The sequence below is a fragment of the Streptomyces tanashiensis genome, assembly GCF_014648895.1.
In the GTDB taxonomy this organism is placed as follows: Bacteria; Actinomycetota; Actinomycetes; order Streptomycetales; family Streptomycetaceae; genus Streptomyces; species Streptomyces tanashiensis.
Genome location: NZ_BMRZ01000019.1, coordinates 45139 through 62542, shown reverse-complemented (window position 1 = coordinate 62542; position 17404 = coordinate 45139). Strand labels below are relative to the sequence as shown.

The 17404-nt window shown below is 72.8% G+C and carries 14 protein-coding genes; 11 read left to right on the top strand and 3 right to left on the bottom strand.

Annotated elements, in window-relative coordinates:
• Positions 1-43 precede the first annotated feature (43 nt).
• Positions 44-1597 carry a PucR family transcriptional regulator gene (locus IE237_RS34790; RefSeq protein ID WP_189806183.1) on the top strand — a complete coding sequence of 518 codons (1554 nt, stop codon included), beginning with the start codon at positions 44-46 and terminating at the stop codon, positions 1595-1597.
• 121 nt (positions 1598-1718) lie between these two features.
• Here the strand turns inward: IE237_RS34790 and IE237_RS34785 are convergent, their stop codons facing one another.
• Positions 1719-1931, bottom strand: coding sequence for a hypothetical protein (locus IE237_RS34785; RefSeq protein WP_189806182.1), 213 nt, complete (start codon positions 1929-1931; stop codon positions 1719-1721).
• 151 nt (positions 1932-2082) lie between these two features.
• On the opposite strand from IE237_RS34785, the gene IE237_RS34780 reads away from it, so the two are divergent.
• The 10 genes from IE237_RS34780 to IE237_RS34735 all read left to right on the top strand — a co-directional run bounded on the left by IE237_RS34780 (position 2083) and on the right by IE237_RS34735 (position 15337).
• Positions 2083-3054 (top strand): EamA family transporter, encoded by a 972-nt coding sequence (locus IE237_RS34780; protein ID WP_189806181.1) that lies wholly within the window; start codon positions 2083-2085, stop codon positions 3052-3054.
• A 183-nt stretch (positions 3055-3237) separates the two neighbouring features.
• Entirely contained in the window at positions 3238-4683 is a 1446-nt protein-coding gene (locus IE237_RS34775; protein ID WP_189806180.1) for an aldehyde dehydrogenase family protein, read from the top strand.
• A 181-nt stretch (positions 4684-4864) separates the two neighbouring features.
• Positions 4865-6787: an acyl-CoA dehydrogenase family protein gene (locus tag IE237_RS34770; protein ID WP_189806179.1), complete on the top strand. Its 1923-nt coding sequence runs from the start codon at positions 4865-4867 to the stop codon at positions 6785-6787.
• A 112-nt stretch (positions 6788-6899) separates the two neighbouring features.
• Complete coding sequence (gene aroA / locus IE237_RS34765; RefSeq protein ID WP_189806178.1) at positions 6900-8135, top strand: 3-phosphoshikimate 1-carboxyvinyltransferase; 1236 nt, start codon at positions 6900-6902, stop codon at positions 8133-8135.
• Positions 8136-8169: 34 nt separating this feature from the next.
• A complete protein-coding gene (gene dxr, locus IE237_RS34760; RefSeq protein ID WP_189806177.1) occupies positions 8170-9420 on the top strand; it encodes a 1-deoxy-D-xylulose-5-phosphate reductoisomerase in 1251 nt (416 codons plus the stop codon).
• Positions 9417-10724: a M50 family metallopeptidase gene (locus tag IE237_RS34755; protein ID WP_189806176.1), complete on the top strand. Its 1308-nt coding sequence runs from the start codon at positions 9417-9419 to the stop codon at positions 10722-10724. Before dxr ends, IE237_RS34755 begins: the two co-directional genes overlap by 4 nt.
• Positions 10725-10827: 103 nt before the next feature.
• Positions 10828-11985 (top strand): flavodoxin-dependent (E)-4-hydroxy-3-methylbut-2-enyl-diphosphate synthase, encoded by a 1158-nt coding sequence (gene ispG / locus IE237_RS34750; RefSeq protein WP_189806175.1) that lies wholly within the window; start codon positions 10828-10830, stop codon positions 11983-11985.
• Positions 11986-12144: 159 nt separating this feature from the next.
• Entirely contained in the window at positions 12145-12990 is an 846-nt protein-coding gene (locus tag IE237_RS34745; protein WP_189806174.1) for a GNAT family N-acetyltransferase, read from the top strand.
• 29 nt (positions 12991-13019) lie between these two features.
• Positions 13020-13565 carry a GNAT family N-acetyltransferase gene (locus IE237_RS34740; protein ID WP_189806173.1) on the top strand — a complete coding sequence of 182 codons (546 nt, stop codon included), beginning with the start codon at positions 13020-13022 and terminating at the stop codon, positions 13563-13565.
• Between the two features lie 71 nt (positions 13566-13636).
• Entirely contained in the window at positions 13637-15337 is a 1701-nt protein-coding gene (locus IE237_RS34735; protein WP_189806172.1) for a proline--tRNA ligase, read from the top strand.
• Positions 15338-15509: 172 nt separating this feature from the next.
• On the opposite strand, the gene IE237_RS34730 is transcribed toward IE237_RS34735, so the two are convergent.
• Together IE237_RS34730 and IE237_RS34725 are read right to left on the bottom strand one after the other, a co-directional pair.
• Positions 15510-16451 carry a slipin family protein gene (locus IE237_RS34730; protein WP_189806171.1) on the bottom strand — a complete coding sequence of 314 codons (942 nt, stop codon included), beginning with the start codon at positions 16449-16451 and terminating at the stop codon, positions 15510-15512.
• A gap of 46 nt (positions 16452-16497) precedes the next feature.
• Positions 16498-17397 carry an aminoglycoside phosphotransferase family protein gene (locus tag IE237_RS34725; protein WP_189806170.1) on the bottom strand — a complete coding sequence of 300 codons (900 nt, stop codon included), beginning with the start codon at positions 17395-17397 and terminating at the stop codon, positions 16498-16500.
• Positions 17398-17404 lie beyond the last annotated feature (7 nt).

Genomic DNA, 17404 nt, shown 5'->3' with positions numbered 1-17404 from the left:
TCCCCCCGCGCACGGTCCTCGCTCAAAGGTCCGACGGTCCCCAATGCCGCCCACCCTCGCCTCGCTCGTGCAGCACTCCGCCCTCAAGCTCATCGTCCGCGCCGGTGAGGACCGCCTCGACACCCCCGTCCGCTGGGCCCACGTCAGCGAGCTCGCCGACCCCGTCCCGTACATGGAGGGCGGCGAGCTTCTCCTCACCACCGCGCTCACCCTCGACGCGGAGGACCTGGAGGCCATGCGCCGCTATGTGCGGCGGCTGCTCGGCGCCGGAGTGGTCGGGCTCGGGTTCGCCGTCGGCGTGAACTACGAGGAGATCCCGCCGGCCCTGCTCGACGCGGCCCGCGAGGAGCACCTGCCGCTGCTCGAAGTGCCGCGCCGGACGCCGTTCCTCGCCATCAGCAAGGCCGTGTCGGCGGCCATCTCCGCCGACCAGTACCGGGCCGTCACGGCCGGTTTCGAGGCCCAGCGCGAGCTCACCCGCGCCGCGCTCTCCGAGGGCCCCGAGGCCGTCGTCGCCCGGCTCGCCGCGCACGTCGACGGCTGGGCCGCGCTGTACGACGCCTCCGGCACCGTCGTCGCCGTCTCCCCCGAATGGGCGGCGCGCCGGGCCGCCCGGCTCACCCCCGACGTGGAGCGGCTGCGCGAGCGCCCCGCGCCCGCCAGCGCTGTCGTCGGCGGTACGGACGACCGCGTCGAGCTCCAGTCGCTCGGAACCGGGCGCCGGGTGCGCGGCGCCCTCGCCGTCGGTACGGGCGCGCCCCTCGGCACCGCCGAGCGGTACGCGGTCCACTCGGCGATCGCCCTGCTCACCCTCACGACGGAACGTTCCCGCTCGCTCCAGGCGGCGGAGCAGCGGCTCGGCGCCGCGGTGCTGCGCCTGATGCTCGCGGGCCAGCCCGAGCCGGCCCGCTCGGTCGCCGGCGATCTGTACGGAGGGCTGCTCGACGCCCCGTACCGGCTCCTCGTCGCCGAGCCCGCCGGGGGAGAACCGGCCGGGGAGCCCCCGCTGCCGGTGCTCGCCGAGGCCCTGGAGGCCGCCGCCGCCCGTGCGGGCGAGGCGGTGCTCACCGTCGCGGAGAGCGCGCAGCGGCTCGTCGTCCTCGCCGGGGACGCGGGCGCGGTCGTCGCCGCCTGCGAGGGGTACGCGGAGCGGGAGGCGGAGGAGGCGGGTGTCGTCGTCGGTCTCTCGGCACCGGCGGGCCCGAGCGGCGCGGCGGCCGCGTACAAGCAGGCCGAGCAGGCCCTCTCGGTCGCCCGGCGGCGGGGCAGGGCGCTCGTCGAGCACGAGGACCTGGCGGCGGGGTCGGTGCTTCCGCTCCTCGCCGACGACGCCGTCCGCGCCTTCGCCGACGGGATGCTCCGGGCGCTGCGGGAGCACGACGCGACCGGCCGCGGCGACCTGGTGGCCTCGCTGCGCGCCTGGCTCTCGCGGCACGGCCAGTGGGACGCGGCGGCGGCGGACCTGGGCGTCCACCGGCACACGCTGCGGTACCGGATGCGCCGGGTGGAGGAGATCCTCGGCCGCTCCCTGGACGATCCGGACGTCCGGATGGAGCTGTGGCTGGCCCTGAAGGCGACGGGCGAGGGCGCGGAGTAGCGCGTCGGGGAGGGCGAGGGGCTCCCGGGCCTGTCCGGCCGATCATGGCCGGGGCCGGCCCTGGTCCGCCGATCAGGCCCTAGGGGGTGTCTTGTCGATCAGGCCGGGCTCGCGACGCCCCCTAGTCGGAGCCGCCGCCGTAGTCACCGGTGTAGGTGTCCCCGCCCGACCGTCGCCTGCTCCTGCGCTGTCCGGCGCGGACCGCCTCGCCGCCCAGCAGGGTCACCATGGCCACGGCCCGTACCCAGCGGGGGCCGCCGCGGGACGCCCACACGACGCAGACGCAGCCGAGAACGGCGAGTACGAGGACTCCGATCAGTACGTAAAGGATCATGCTTTCCCCCTGAGGTCATGCGGTCCCGGTCATCCTCCCACCCCTCCGCAAGGCCCGCCGAGCCTCCCGTTCCGTCCGAATTCCGCTGACGCTGCCCGGATTCGGGCAGTTTTCTTGGCCGTCAGGGCTCGTACTCCTTACTCTCCTGCTCATGACAAGCCCCGCCGTCGATCCGGCCCCCGAGACGCACCCGGCCGCCCCCGCACCCCGTACCGACGCTCCCGCCGTCCCCGCCCGCCGGATCACCGGCGCCGTCTGGGCCGCGCTCGGCATCGTGTACGTCGTCTGGGGGTCCACGTACCTCGGCATCCGGATCGTCGTCGAGACCCTCCCGCCGTTCCTCTCCGGCGGCGCCCGCTTCGTCACCGCCGGCCTGCTCCTCGCCGCGATCGTCGCCTGGCGGCAGGGCCCCGCCGCCCTCAAGGTCACCCGCCGGGAACTCGGCTCCGCCGTCCTCGTCGGCCTGCTCCTGATCCTCGGCGGCAACGGTCTCGTCGTCCTCGCCGAGACCTCCATACCCTCCGGCCTCGCGGCCCTCCTCGTCGCCGCCGTCCCCGTCTGGGTCGTCCTGCTCCGCACGGTCTTCGGCGACCGCCCCGGCTCCGGCGCCTACGGCGGCGTCCTGCTCGGCTTCGCCGGCCTCGGCGTCCTCACCGTCCCGGGCCTGAGCGGCGAGGTGAAGATCGGCGGCGTCCTGCTCGTCCTCGTCGCGGCCCTGCTCTGGTCCGTCGGCTCCGTCTCCTCCGCCCGGCTGCCCATGCCCGCCAACCCCTTCACGGCGAGCGCGTACGAGATGCTGGCCGGCGGCCTCGCGGCGCTCACCCTCGGCCTCGTGCGCGGCGAGCAGCACGGCCTCGACCTGGGCGCCGTCTCCGGCCGCTCCTGGGCCGCCCTCGCCTACCTGATCGTCTTCGGTTCGCTCGTCGCCTTCACCGCGTACGCCTGGCTCCTCCAGGCCGCCCCGGTCTCCCTCGTCGCCACCTACGCCTACGTCAACCCGGTCGTCGCCGTCCTGCTCGGCGCCCTCGTCCTCGACGAGGCCCTGACCTGGCCGATCCTCCTCGGCGGCGCGATCGTCGTCGGCGGCGTCTCACTGATCGTCTCGACGGAACGGCGCGGATGATCAACCGTCCTCCCGCCTGACAGGCCTCGCGATCGGAGCCCTTCGGCCGCGGCTCTTCGGCCGAAGCGGACAGAGCCGCCACCCCCACTACTCCATACCGGACAAGCCCGCGCCCGCCGCCCCGGCCCTAACGTGTCACCAGAGCAATCGCTCGCTCCCCGAAACGGAAAGGGCCGGGACGCAATGACGACCACCCACGCCTTCTGGCTCGCCGGCCGCGAGGCCACCGGCGACGCCTCCTTCGACGTCACGAACTCGTACGACGGACGTCTGGTCGGCAAGGTCAGCGTGCCCACCGAGGCCCAGGTCGAGGAGGCCGTCGCCGCCGCGCACGCCGTCGTCGACGAGTTCGCCGCGACCCCGGCGCACGTCCGCGCCGCCGCCCTCGACCACGTGTCGAAGCGGCTCGCCGAGCGCACCGAGGAGATCGCCCAGCTGATCTCCGCCGAGAACGGCAAGCCCATCAAGTGGGCCCGCGGCGAGGTCGGCCGTGCCGTCTCCGTCTTCCGTTTCGCCGCCGAGGAGGCCCGCCGCTGGAACGCCGGCGAGGCCCAGCGCCTGGACACCGAGGCCGGCGGCGCGGGCCGCCTCGCCCTGACCCGCCGCATCCCCCAGGGCGTCGTCCTCGGCATCGCGCCGTTCAACTTCCCGCTGAACCTCAGCGCCCACAAGGTCGCCCCGGCCATCGCCGTCGGTGCCCCGATCATCCTCAAGCCGGCCCCGTCGACCCCGATCTCCTCCCTGATCCTGGGCGAGATCCTGGCCGAGACCGACCTGCCGGCCGGCTCCTGGTCGATCCTGACCGTGCCGAACGACCGCATGCCCGCCCTCGTCCAGGACGAGCGCCTCCCGGTCATCTCCTTCACGGGCTCCGACAAGGTCGGCTACGCCATCCAGCAGTCGGTGCCGCACAAGCACTGCACCCTGGAGCTCGGCGGCAACGCCGCGGCCGTCGTCCTGCCCGACTGGTCCTCGGAGGCCGACCTGGACTGGGCCGCGACCCGCATCGCGACCTTCTCCAACTACCAGGGCGGCCAGTCCTGCATCTCCGTGCAGCGCGTGATCGCCGACGCCTCGGTCTACGACCGCCTGGTGCCGAAGATCGTCGCCGCCGTCGAGGCGCAGGTCACCGGCGACCCGGCGGACGACGCCACCGACGTCGGCCCGCTCGTCGACGAGGCCGCGGCCAAGCGCGTCGAGTCCTGGGTCGACGAGGCCGTCGAGGCCGGCGCGAAGCTCCTCGCCGGCGGCAAGCGCGAGGGCGCCACCTACGCCCCGACCGTCCTCACCGACCTCCCGGCGGACGTCACCCTGGCCCGCGCCGAGGTCTTCGGCCCGGTCCTGACCATCGCCAAGGTCGACGGCGAGGCCGAGGCCTTCGCCGCGGTCAACGACTCGGACTTCGGCCTCCAGGCCGGTGTCTTCACCCACGACCTGCAGACCGCCTTCCGCGCCCACCGCGCCCTGGAGGTCGGCGGCGTGATCGTCGGCGACGTCCCCTCGTACCGCGCCGACCAGATGCCGTACGGCGGTGCCAAGCGCTCCGGCGTCGGCCGTGAGGGCGTCAAGTACGCGATGGACGACTACACCTACGAGCGCGTGCTCGTCCTGACGGGCCTCGCCCTGTAAGGCGTACGCCACGAGACCAGGCGGTCCGAGCCCACTGTGCGGGGGCTCGGGCCGCCTTTCTCATGAGACGGGGGCGTCCACGAGGCGGACGACCTCCGCGGGACGTACCCGGAGCGGCCCGCTCCTCTTTCCGGACCCGCCGGAATCGGGTACGACGGACAGGAAGCCCAAGGAGGTGTCCATGTCCGCACCCGCCCAGCGGCCCAAGGTCACCGAGCGCGAGGCCCGGCAGGTCGCCGAGGCCGCGCGCGAGCGGGACTGGCACCGGCCCAGCTTCGCGAAGGAGCTGTTCCTCGGCCGTTTCCGCCTCGACCTCGTCCATCCCCACCCGCTTCCCGCCGCCGAGGACGTCCGCCGCGGCGAGGCCTTCCTCGCCGTCCTCCGCGACTTCTGCGAGACCCGGATCGACGGTGCCCGCATCGAGCGCGAGGCCCGCATCCCCGACGAGACGATCACCGGACTCAAGGAGATCGGCGCCCTCGGGATGAAGATCGACCCGGCGTACGGCGGACTCGGCCTCACCCAGCTGTACTACAACCGGGCCCTCGCCCTGGTCGGCTCCGCGAGCCCCGCCGTCGGCGCCCTGCTCTCCGCGCATCAGTCGATCGGCGTACCCCAGCCGCTGAAACTCTTCGGCACCCAGGAGCAGAAGGACGCCTTCCTGCCCCGGCTGGCCCGCACCGACCTCTCCGCCTTCCTGCTCACCGAGCCCGACGTCGGCTCCGACCCGGCCCGCCTCGCCACCACCGCCGTGCCGGACGGGGACGCGTACGTCCTCGACGGCGTGAAGCTGTGGACCACCAACGGCGTCATCGCCGACCTGCTCGTCGTCATGGCCCGCGTCCCCGCCTCCGAGGGACACCCCGGCGGGATCACCGCCTTCGTCGTCGAGGCCGACGCGCCCGGCATCACCGTCGAGCACCGCAACGCCTTCATGGGCCTGCGCGGCCTGGAGAACGGCGTCACCCGCTTCCACCGCGTACGGGTCCCCGCCGGCAACCGCATCGGCCCCGAGGGCGCCGGCCTGAAGATCGCCCTCACCACCCTCAACACCGGCCGGCTCTCCCTCCCCGCCGCCTGCGCGGGCGCCGCCAAGTGGTGTCTGAGGATCGCCCGCGAATGGTCCGGCGTCCGCGAGCAGTGGGGGAGGCCCGTCGCGCGCCACGAGGCCGTCGGCACCAAGATCTCCTTCATCGCGGCCACCGCCTTCGCCCTGGAGGCCGTCGTCGACCTCGCCTCCCAGATGGCCGACGAGGAACGCAACGACATCCGCATCGAGGCCGCCCTCGCCAAGCTGTACGGCTCCGAGAAGGCCTGGCTCATCGCCGACGAACTCGTCCAGATCCGGGGCGGGCGCGGCTACGAGACCGCCGACTCGCTCGCCGCCCGCGGCGAACGGGCCGTCCCCGCCGAACAGCTCCTGCGCGACCTCCGGATCAACCGGATCTTCGAGGGCTCGACCGAGATCATGCACCTGCTGATCGCCCGTGAGGCCGTCGACGCCCACCTCTCCGTCGCCGGAGACCTCATCGACCCCGAGAAGACCCTCGCCGACAAGGCGAGGGCCGGAGCCCGGGCCGGCGGCTTCTACGCCCGCTGGCTCCCGGGACTCGTCACCGGACCGGGGCAGCTGCCGGGGGCGTACGGGGAGTTCGGCCCCCTCGCGGGCCACCTCCGGTACATCGAGCGGACCTCCCGCAAACTGGCCCGGTCCACCTTCTACGCGATGTCCCGCTGGCAGGGCCGCATGGAGCTCAAACAGGCCTTCCTGGGGCGGATCGTCGACATCGGGGCGGAGCTCTTCGCGATGAGCGCGGCCTGCGTACGGGCCGAACTCCTCCGCACCACGGGGGAGCACGGCCCCGAGGCCCAGCAGCTCGCGGACGCCTTCTGCCACCAGGCCCGCCTCCGCGTCGAGGAACTCTTCACCCGCCTCTGGTCCAACACGGACGACCTCGACCGGCGCATCGTCGACGGGGTGCTGGCGGGGCGCTACACCTGGCTGGAGGAGGGCGTCGTGGACCCCAGCGGCGAGGCCCCGTGGATCGCGGACGCCACCCCGGGCCCGTCGGCCGGGGAGAACGTCCACCGCCGGATCCCCTGACCGCCCGCCGTGACCCGCCCGCCGTGAGCCCGCGACGTCCACGTTGAGCCCGCGACGTCCACGTTGCGGACCGGACCACGCGCGGGTCGGGGGCCACGGCAGGATGAGGTCCGTGACCGTCATCGACATCCCCGGCTCCAAGTCCGTCACCGCCCGCGCGCTCTTCCTCGCCGCCGCCGCGGAGGGCACCACCACCCTCCTGCGCCCGCTCGTCTCCGACGACACCGAGGGATTCGCCGAGGGCCTCGCCGCCCTCGGCTATGCCGTCCGCCGCGAGCCCGACGCCTGGCACATCGAGGGCCGGCCCGCGGGTCCCGGCGTGGAGACCGCCGATGTCTACTGCCGCGACGGCGCCACCACCGCCCGCTTCCTGCCGACCCTCGCCGCCGCCGGCCACGGCACGTACCGCTTCGACGCCTCCGCGCAGATGCGCCGCCGTCCCCTCGGCCCGCTCAGCACCGCCCTGCGCGACCTCGGGGTCGACCTCCGGCACGGCGAGAAGGACGGCCACCACCCGCTCAGCGTCCACGCCGCGGGCGTGAAGGGCGGCGCGCTCACCCTCGACGCCGGGCAGTCCTCCCAGTACCTCACCGCCCTGCTGATGCTCGGCCCGCTCACCGCCGAGGGCCTCGACATCACCGTCACGGACCTGGTCTCGGAGCCGTACGTCGAGATCACGCTCGCGATGATGCGGTCCTTCGGCGCCGAAGTCACCCGGGAGGGCCGCACGTACCGCGTCGCCCCGACCGGCTACCGCGCCCGCACGTACGGCATCGAGCCCGACGCCTCCACCGCCGGCTACTTCTTCGCCGCCGCCGCTCTCGAACCGGGCCGGTCCGTCACGGTCCCCGGCCTCGGCACCGGCGCCCTCCAGGGCGACCTGGCCTTCGTCGACGTCCTGCGCCGGATGGGCGCCGACGTCGAGATCACCGACACGGGGACGACCGTCCGCTCCACCGGCACCCTGCGCGGACTCACCGTCAACATGCGGGACATCTCGGACACCATGCCGACCCTCGCCGCGATCGCGCCGTTCGCCGACGGGCCCGTCCGCATCGAGGACGTCGCCAACACCCGGGTCAAGGAGTGCGACCGTCTCGACGCCTGCGCCGAGAACCTCCGCCGCCTCGGCATCACCGTCGAGACCGGCCCGGACTGGATCGAGATCCACCCCGGCACCCCCGCCGGACCCGTCGAGATCGCCACCCACGGCGACCACCGGATCGTCATGTCCTTCGCGGTCACCGCGCTGCGCACCCCGGGAATCACCTTCGACGACCCCGGCTGTGTGAAGAAGACGTTCCCCGACTTCCATCGCGTGTTCGACGCTTTCGCCCGCACCCCGTGAAGACCGCACAGTCTTTGCGGCAAGAATGGGGGGCATGAGCGACCGCCCCTCTCCTCTCGCCGACCCGCACATCGCCTTCGACGTCTCCGAAGGACGCCGGGACATCGTCGTCCTCGGCTCGACCGGGTCCATCGGCACCCAGGCCATCGACCTGGTGCTGCGCAACCCCGACCGCTTCCGGGTCACCGCGCTGGCCGCCTCCGGCGGCCGGATCGGACTGCTCGCCGAGCAGGCGCACCGGCTGAAGGTCGCCGCGGTCGCCGTGGCCCGCGAGGAGGCGCTGCCCGAGCTGCGCGAGGCGCTGGAGGCGCTGTACGGCTCCGAGCCCCTGCCCGAGCTCCTGGCGGGGCCGGACGCCGCGACGCAGCTGGCCGCCTCGCCGTGCCACACCGTCCTCAACGGCATCACCGGCTCCATCGGCCTCGCGCCGACCCTCGCCGCCCTCGAAGCGGGCCGCACCCTCGCCCTCGCCAACAAGGAGTCGCTGATCGTCGGCGGCCCCCTGGTGAAGGCGCTCGCCAAGCCGGGCCAGATCATCCCGGTCGACTCCGAGCACGCGGCGCTCTTCCAGGCGCTCGCCGCCGGCACCCGCGCCGACGTCCGCAAGCTGGTCGTGACGGCCTCCGGAGGTCCCTTCCGCGGCCGTACGCGCGAGCAGCTGGCCCATGTCACCCGGGAGGACGCTCTCGCCCACCCGACCTGGGCCATGGGCCCGGTGATCACGGTCAACAGCGCGACCCTGGTGAACAAGGGCCTGGAGGTCATCGAGGCCCACCTGCTGTACGACATCCCCTTCGACCGCATCGAGGTCGTCGTCCACCCGCAGTCGTACGTCCACTCGATGGTCGAGTTCACGGACGGATCCACGCTCGCCCAGGCCACCCCGCCGGACATGCGGGGCCCGATCGCCATCGGCATCGGCTGGCCCGAGCGGGTCCCGGACGCGGCCCCCGCCTTCGACTGGACCAAGGCCTCCACCTGGGAGTTCTTCCCGCTCGACACCGAGGCCTTCCCGTCCGTGGGTCTGGCGCGGCACGTGGGCGAGCTGGGCGGCACGGCCCCCGCCGTCTTCAACGCCGCGAACGAGGAGTGCGTCGAGGCGTTTCTCGCGGGACGGCTGCCGTTCAACGGAATCATGGATACCGTCACTGCGGTCGTCACGGAGCACGGCGTTCCCCGTACGGGAACCTCCCTCACCGTGTCGGACGTCCTCGAAGCGGAGACCTGGGCACGCGCCCGGGCCCGAGAGCTCGCAGCGAAGGCAACAGCGGAGGCCCGCGCATGAACGAAATGCTCCTGTACGCCCTGGGCATCGTGCTGTTCGCCCTCGGCCTCCTCGTCTCCATCGCGTGGCACGAGCTCGGCCACCTCTCCACGGCCAAGCTCTTCGGCATCCGCGTGCCGCAGTACATGGTCGGCTTCGGCCCCACGATCTGGTCGAAGAAGCGCGGCGACACCGAGTACGGCCTCAAGGCCATCCCGGCCGGCGGCTACATCCGCATGATCGGCATGTTCCCGCCGGGCGAGGACGGCAAGATCGAGGCCCGCTCCACCTCGCCCTGGCGCTCCATGATCGAGGACGCCCGCGAGGCCTCGTACGAGGAGCTCCAGCCCGGCGACGAGACGCGGCTGTTCTACACGCGCAGGCCGTGGAAGCGCGTGATCGTGATGTTCGCCGGACCGTTCATGAACCTGGTCTTGGCAGCGCTGCTGTTCTTCGGCTCGATGATGACGATCGGCACCGCGCAGCAGACGACGCAGGTCGGCGGCGTCCAGAAGTGCGTCATCAAGCTGAGCGACAAGCGCCAGAAGTGCGAGGCGGGCGACCCCGCCTCCCCGGCGTTCCGGGCCGGCCTGAAGGAGGGCGACAAGATCGTCGCCTTCGACGGGACCCCGGTCGGCGACTGGGACACCCTCTCGGACCACATCCGCGACACCATCGGCCCCGCGACGATCACCGTCGAGCGCGGCGGACAGCGCCTCGACCTGCACCCCACCCTCGTCCCCAACGAGGTCCCGAAGAAGGACGCGGACGGCAAGGTCGTCCAGCCGGTGGACTACATCCAGGCCGGCTACCTCGGCTTCGCCTCCAAGACCGAGGTCGCGCCGCTCACCTTCGGCGAGACCACCGAGCGGATGACCGACCTCCTGGAGAACGGCGTCCACTCCGTCATCGCCCTCCCGGGCAAGATCCCCGGCCTGTGGGACGCCACCTTCGGCGACGGCGAGCGGGCCGAGGACTCGCCCGTCGGCGTCGTCGGCGCCGCCCGCATCACCGGTGAGCTGATGACCGTCGAGGCTCCGCCGACGACGATCCTCGTGTGGTTCATGAACCTGCTGGTCATGTTCAACGTCTCGCTGTTCCTGTTCAACATGCTCCCGCTGCTGCCGCTCGACGGCGGTCACATCGCGGGCGCCCTGTGGGAGTCCGTCCGCCGTCACACGGCCCGGATCTTCCGGCGCCCCGACCCCGGCCCGTTCGACGTGGCCAAGCTGATGCCCGCCGCCTATGTGGTGGCCGGTGTCTTCGTCTGTTTCACGCTGCTCGTCCTCGCCGCCGACATCGTCAACCCGGTGAAGATCACGTAGCTCCCAGGAGGGCCGGACCCGGTGGTGTCCGGCCCTCCGCCCCCGGGGCGGTAACCTCGGAGACCTGAGCCCGCCGACGCACAACCTTGAGGTTGCACTTCAGATGACCGCGATTTCTCTCGGTATCCCGACCGTTCCGACCCGGCTCGCCGAGCGGCGCAAGAGCCGCCAGATCCAGGTCGGCAGCGTGGCCGTCGGCGGTGACGCGCCCGTCTCCGTCCAGTCGATGACGACGACCCGCACCTCCGACATCGGCGCCACGCTCCAGCAGATCGCCGAGCTGACCGCCTCCGGCTGCCAGATCGTGCGCGTGGCCTGCCCGACCCAGGACGACGCCGACGCGCTCGCCACGATCGCCCGGAAGTCCTCGATCCCTGTCATCGCCGACATCCACTTCCAGCCGAAGTACGTGTTCGCCGCGATCGACGCCGGCTGCGCGGCCGTCCGCGTCAACCCGGGCAACATCAAGCAGTTCGACGACAAGGTCAAGGAGATCGCCAAGGCGGCCGGCGACGCCGGCACCCCGATCCGCATCGGCGTCAACGCCGGTTCGCTCGACGCGCGGCTCCTGAAGAAGTACGGCAAGGCCACTCCCGAGGCGCTCGTCGAGTCCGCGCTCTGGGAGGCCTCCCTCTTCGAGGAGCACGGCTTCCGCGACATCAAGATCTCGGTCAAGCACAACGACCCGGTCGTCATGGTCGAGGCCTACCGCCAGCTCGCCGCCCAGTCCGACTATCCGCTGCACCTCGGCGTCACCGAGGCGGGCCCGGCCTTCCAGGGCACCATCAAGTCGGCCGTCGCCTTCGGCGCCCTGCTCTCCCAGGGCATCGGCGACACCATCCGCGTCTCCCTCTCCGCGCCGCCGGTCGAGGAGATCAAGGTCGGCATCCAGATCCTGGAGTCGCTGAACCTGCGCCAGCGCCGCCTGGAGATCGTCTCCTGCCCGTCCTGCGGCCGCGCCCAGGTCGACGTCTACAAGCTCGCCGAGGAGGTCACCGCCGGCCTCGACGGCATGACCGTCCCGCTGCGCGTCGCCGTCATGGGCTGCGTCGTCAACGGGCCCGGCGAGGCCCGCGAGGCCGACCTCGGCGTCGCCTCCGGCAACGGCAAGGGCCAGATCTTCGTCAAGGGCGAGGTCATCAAGACCGTCCCCGAGTCGAAGATCGTCGAGACCCTCATCGAGGAGGCGCTCAAGATCGCCGAGCAGATGGAGAAGGACGGCGTCGCCAGCGGCGAGCCGACGGTCGCCATCGGCGCCTGACCCCCGCGCACGAGAAGCCCCTCCACCCCACCGGGCGGAGGGGCTTCGCGCGTGCGGAGGAGGCCGCCTCCGCAAGCGCCCCGGAGGTGAACCGAGCCCGGGAAAGGGGCACGGGGGTACAGTGCGGAGACCAGCAGATCCGTACCGTGAGGCCCCCTCGTGCTGACAGAGACCACCACTCGGGTCCTCGAACCCGCCGACCTCGGCGCCGCACTCGCCGTCCTGGAGAGCGCCCCCGTCGAGAACGCCTTCGTGACCGCCCGCGTCCAGGTCGCCGGGCTCGACCCCTGGCGCCTCGGCGGCGAGATGTGGGGCTGGTACACCGAGGGCAGACTGCGCTCGCTCTGCTACTCCGGCGCCAACCTCGTCCCCATCTGCGCCACCCCCGAGGCCGTCCGCGCCTTCGCCGACCGGGCCCGCAGGATCGGCCGCCGCTGCTCCTCGATCGTCGGCCCCGCCGAGGCCACCGGCGAGCTCTGGCGGCTCCTGGAGCCCAGCTGGGGCCCCGCGAGGGACGTCCGCGCCCACCAGCCGCTGATGGTCACCGAGCAGCCCTCCGCCACCGTCACGCCCGATCCGCTGGTGCGCCGCGTCCGCAAGGACGAGATGGAGGCGATCATGCCCGCCTGCGTGGCCATGTTCACCGAGGAGGTCGGCGTCTCCCCGCTCGCCAACGACGGCGGACTGCTCTACCAGGCCCGTGTCGCCGAGCTCGTCGGCGCCGGCCGCTCCTTCGCCCGCATCGAGGACGGCAAGGTCCTCTTCAAGGCCGAGATCGGCGCCGCCACCCGCCAGGCCTGCCAGATCCAGGGCGTCTGGGTCGCCCCCGAGCACCGCGGCAAGGGCCTCTCCGAGACGGGCATGGCCGCCGTCCTCCGGTACGCGCTGGCCGACGTCGCCCCCGTCGTCAGCCTGTACGTCAACGACTTCAACACCCCGGCGAGGGCCGCCTACCGCCGCGTCGGCTTCCGCGAGACCGGTGCCTTCATGAGCGTGCTGTTCTGAGGCCCCGCGCGGCTTGTAGGGTGCGCCGCATGGATGACGCAGAGGTCGAGGTCGGTCCGGTCAATCTCGCCGCCCGGGTGGACGAGGCCCTCGCCGTGCAGGCGGTCGCCTTCGGCCTGGACGCGGGCGAGGTCGCCGTACGCCGCCACATCGTGCTGCGCCATCTGCTCAGCCCCGGTGCCCGCGCCTACGGGGCCACCACCCCCGACGGACGGCTCGTCGGCTTCGTGTACGGGATGCCCAACGACCGCACCCACTGGTGGTCCACCGTCGTCGAGACCTACCTGAGGGCCACCGGCACCGCCGACTGGCTCGACGACTCCTTCGTCATCACCGAACTCCACGTCCACCCCGACTTCCAGGGCCGGGGCGTGGGACGCCGGCTGATCACCACGATCACCGACGGCGCCGCCGAGCCGCGCTCGATCCTCTCCGCGATCGACACCGACAGCCCGGCCCGCGGCCTCTACCGGGCCCTCGGCTACCAGGACCTCGCCCGCCAGGTGCACTTCCCGAGCGCCCCTCGCCCGTACGCGGTCATGGGCGCCCCCCTGCCGCTCAAGCGCCGGAACTGATTTCTCCTGCCAGGGGCGGCCCGGCTAACCTCGGGGCCATCACCGTCAGTTTCGGCAGGAGTACGAGAACCATGGCCAACGCACCGGTCCAGCGCATGTCCCAGTTGATGGCGAAGACGCTGCGCGACGACCCGGCGGACGCCGAGGTCCTCAGCCACAAGCTCCTCGTCCGCGCCGGCTACGTCCGGCGCACCGCCGCCGGCATCTGGAGCTGGCTGCCGCTGGGCAAGAAGGTCCTCTCCAACGTCGAGCGGATCGTCCGCGAGGAGATGGACGCCATCGGCGCCCAGGAGGTCACCCTCCCCGCGCTGCTGCCCCGCGAGCCGTACGAGGCGACCGGCCGCTGGGACGAGTACGGTGCCGAGCTCTTCCGCCTGCAGGACCGCAAGGGCGGCGACTACCTCCTCGGCCCGACCCACGAGGAGATCTTCACGCTCCTGGTGAAGGACCAGTGCTCGTCCTACAAGGACCTGCCGGTGATCCTCTACCAGATCCAGAACAAGTTCCGCGACGAGGCCCGCCCGCGCGCCGGCATCCTGCGCGGCCGTGAGTTCCTCATGAAGGACTCGTACTCCTTCGACACCGAGGACGAGGGCCTCGCCCAGTCGTACGCCCTGCACCGCCAGGCCTACCATCGCGTCTTCGAGCGCCTCGGCCTCGACTACCGCATCTGCGCCGCCACCGCGGGCGCGATGGGCGGCTCGAAGTCCGAGGAGTTCCTCGCCCCCGCCGAGGCCGGCGAGGACACCTTCGCCGACTGCCCGAACTGCGACTTCGCCGCGAACACCGAGGCGATCACGTACGAGCTGAAGGCGGTCGACGGGTCCGCCGTCGCCGCGGCCGAGGAGATCCCCACCCCCGACACCCCGACGATCGAGACCCTCGCGGCCTCCCTCGGCGTGCCGGCCTCCGCGACCCTCAAGAACCTCCTGGTCAAGGTCGACGGCGAGATCGTCGCGGTCGGCGTCCCCGGTGACCGCGAGGTCGACCTGGACAAGGTCGAGGCGCACTTCGCGCCGGCCACCGTCGAGATGGTGACCGAGACCGACTTCGCGGCCCGCCCCGACCTGGTCCGCGGCTACGTCGGCCCGCAGGGCCTGGAGAAGGTCACGTACCTCGCCGACCCGCGCGTCGCCCCCGGCACCTCCTGGATCACGGGCGCCAACAAGGACGGCATGCACGCGAAGAACGTCGTCGCGGGCCGTGACTTCGAGGTCGACGCGTACGTCGACGTCGTCGTCGTCCAGGAGGGCGACCCGTGCCCCAAGTGCGGCACCGGCCTGAAGCTGGACCGCGCCATCGAGATCGGCCACATCTTCCAGCTGGGCCGCAAGTACGCCGACGCCCTCAAGCTCGACGTCCTCGGCCAGAACGGCAAGCCGGTCCGCGTGACCATGGGCTCGTACGGCATCGGCGTCTCGCGCGCGGTCGCGGCGCTCGCCGAGCAGACCGCCGACGAGAAGGGGCTGTGCTGGCCGGCCGAGGTCGCCCCGGCCGACGTCCACGTCGTCGCCGCCGGCAAGGCGCTCCAGATCGAGCTGGCCCTCGAGGTCTCGGAGAAGCTCTCCGCCGCCGGTCTCCGCGTCCTGGTCGACGACCGCGCGGGCGTCTCCCCGGGCGTCAAGTTCACCGACGCGGAGCTCATGGGCGTCCCGAAGATCCTCGTCGCGGGCCGCCGCTCGGGCGAGGGCGTCGTGGAGCTGAAGGACCGGCGCACGGGCGAGCGCGAGGAACTGACGGTCGAAGAGGCCCTCACCCGCCTCACGTCCTGACCCGCGGGGGCGGGGCCTTTCGGGGCCCCGCCCACCCCCGTGTGGGCAATCGTCCCGCAGGGCGGGACGGGTGGGCACACGGGACGGCGCCCCGTGCCGGGCCCAGGCGTTCCGCGCCTGGACCCCCATCGCCCTGCGGGGCGATGGCCCACACGGTGCCGCCCGCCAAGGGCTACGTCTCGGTTTCCTGGGGCGTGGGGTCCACCGACGAGCCCGTCAGGTCGTCGATCGCCTCCTCCGCCGCCGCCCGGCCCTTCAGATACGCCTCGCTCAGCGGCGGCGAGACAGGCGGGGGCAGCGGCTGCGGCACCGGAGGCATCGGCGACACCGCGTCAGCCGCCCCCGCCGCCCCCGTCGGCGTGGCCCGTTCCAGGAACCGCAGCAGTTCCACCGGAATCGGCAGGACCAGCGTCGAGTTCTTCTCCGCCGAGACCGCCATCACCGTCTGCAGCAGCCTCAGCTGCAGCGCCGCCGGCTCCGTCGCCATGACCCCCGCCGCCTCGGCCAGCTTCTTCGAGGCCTGGAGCTCCGCGTCCGCGTTGATCACCCGCGCCCGCCGCTCCCGGTCCGCCTCCGCCTGCCGGGCCATCGAGCGCTTCATCGTCTCCGGCAGCGACACGTCCTTGATCTCGACCCGGTCGATCGCGACGCCCCAGCCCATCGCCGGGCTGTCGAGCATCAGCTCCAGGCCCTGGTTGAGCTTCTCCCGGTTGGACAGCAGGTCGTCGAGGTCGCTCTTGCCGATGATCGACCGCAGCGAGGTCTGCGCCATCTGCGAGACCGCGAACTTGTAGTCCTCCACCCGCACGACGGCGTCCGCCGCGTCGACGACCTTGAAGTACACGACCGCGTCCACCCGCACCGTCACGTTGTCCCGGGTGATGCCCTCCTGCGCGGGCACGGGCATGGTGACGATCTGCATGTTCACCTTGTGCAGGCGATCGACGAGCGGCACGATCATCGTGAAGCCGGGGGTACGGACGTCGTTGCGCAGCCGACCGAAGCGGAAGACGACACCGCGCTCGTACTGCTTGACCACCCGCGCGGCCGCGCCCGCGTACACGGCGAGCACGGCGGCCGCGCCGGCCGCCGCCATCAGGACCTCTTCGAGCATCACGGCCCCCTGCAATCGAGCCGAACGTTACAAAAAGGGTATTCCCCTACAGCCAGCTCGCGAACTCCAGAAGCAGCTCGGCGTCCTGCCGCCGCCCCGCCGTCAGCGCCCGCGTCCCCGACTCGACCGCGCGGAACAGGGTCCAGCCGCGCAGCCGCTCCCGGTCCAGGTCCAGGGAGTCCGCCAGCTTGTTGACCCGTCGCCGGGCCGCCGAGGCGCCCGAGGACGCGGCCACGAGGTCCTCGACCCGGTCCCGCACGAGCCGGGCCAGGTCATAGGCCCGCTCGCCCACCAGCGGCTCGGGGCCGACGGCCAGCCAGGGCGTCCGGTCACCGGCGAGCACCTTGCCCTGGCGGAAGTTCCCGTGCAGCAGCACCGTCTCCGTCTCGGCCGCCACCAGCTCCTCGCGGACCGCGAGCGCCGCCGCGGTCGGCTCCCCGGCCGCCGGGTCCGCGCGGTACGGCTCCATCGCCTCCGCCTGCCGGGCCGTCCGCCGGGCCACCGTCTCGAAGCCGTGGGCCGCCGGGGGGTCGACCCACAGCTTCCGCACGGTGCCCGCGGCCTCCAGGAGCGCCTTCGCCTCCGGCAGGGAGCGCAGGGAGACCTCGGGGTGCAGCCGTTCGAGGACGAGCGCGCCCTCCCCGGCCTCGTCGAGGAGCTGCACCGCGCCCCAGCCGTTCCAGTGCGCCAGCGCGTCCCTCTCCAGGTCCGGCCGGGTGAACGGGGGTGCGATCTTGAGCGCGGCGGGGGAGCCGTCGGAGCGCCGGACGAGGACGACGAGACTGCTCCGTCCGCCGGGGGCCATCACCCGCTCGGTGTCCAGGGACGCGTGGCCGAGCGCCTCGTCGGCGAGCCCGGGCAGCTTCGCGAGCCACTCGGCCGCCGCGGCGTCCCCGTACGTCTCACCGAGCGTCCTGGCCAGTCGCTGCGGCGGTTCGAAACCCATGCGTACG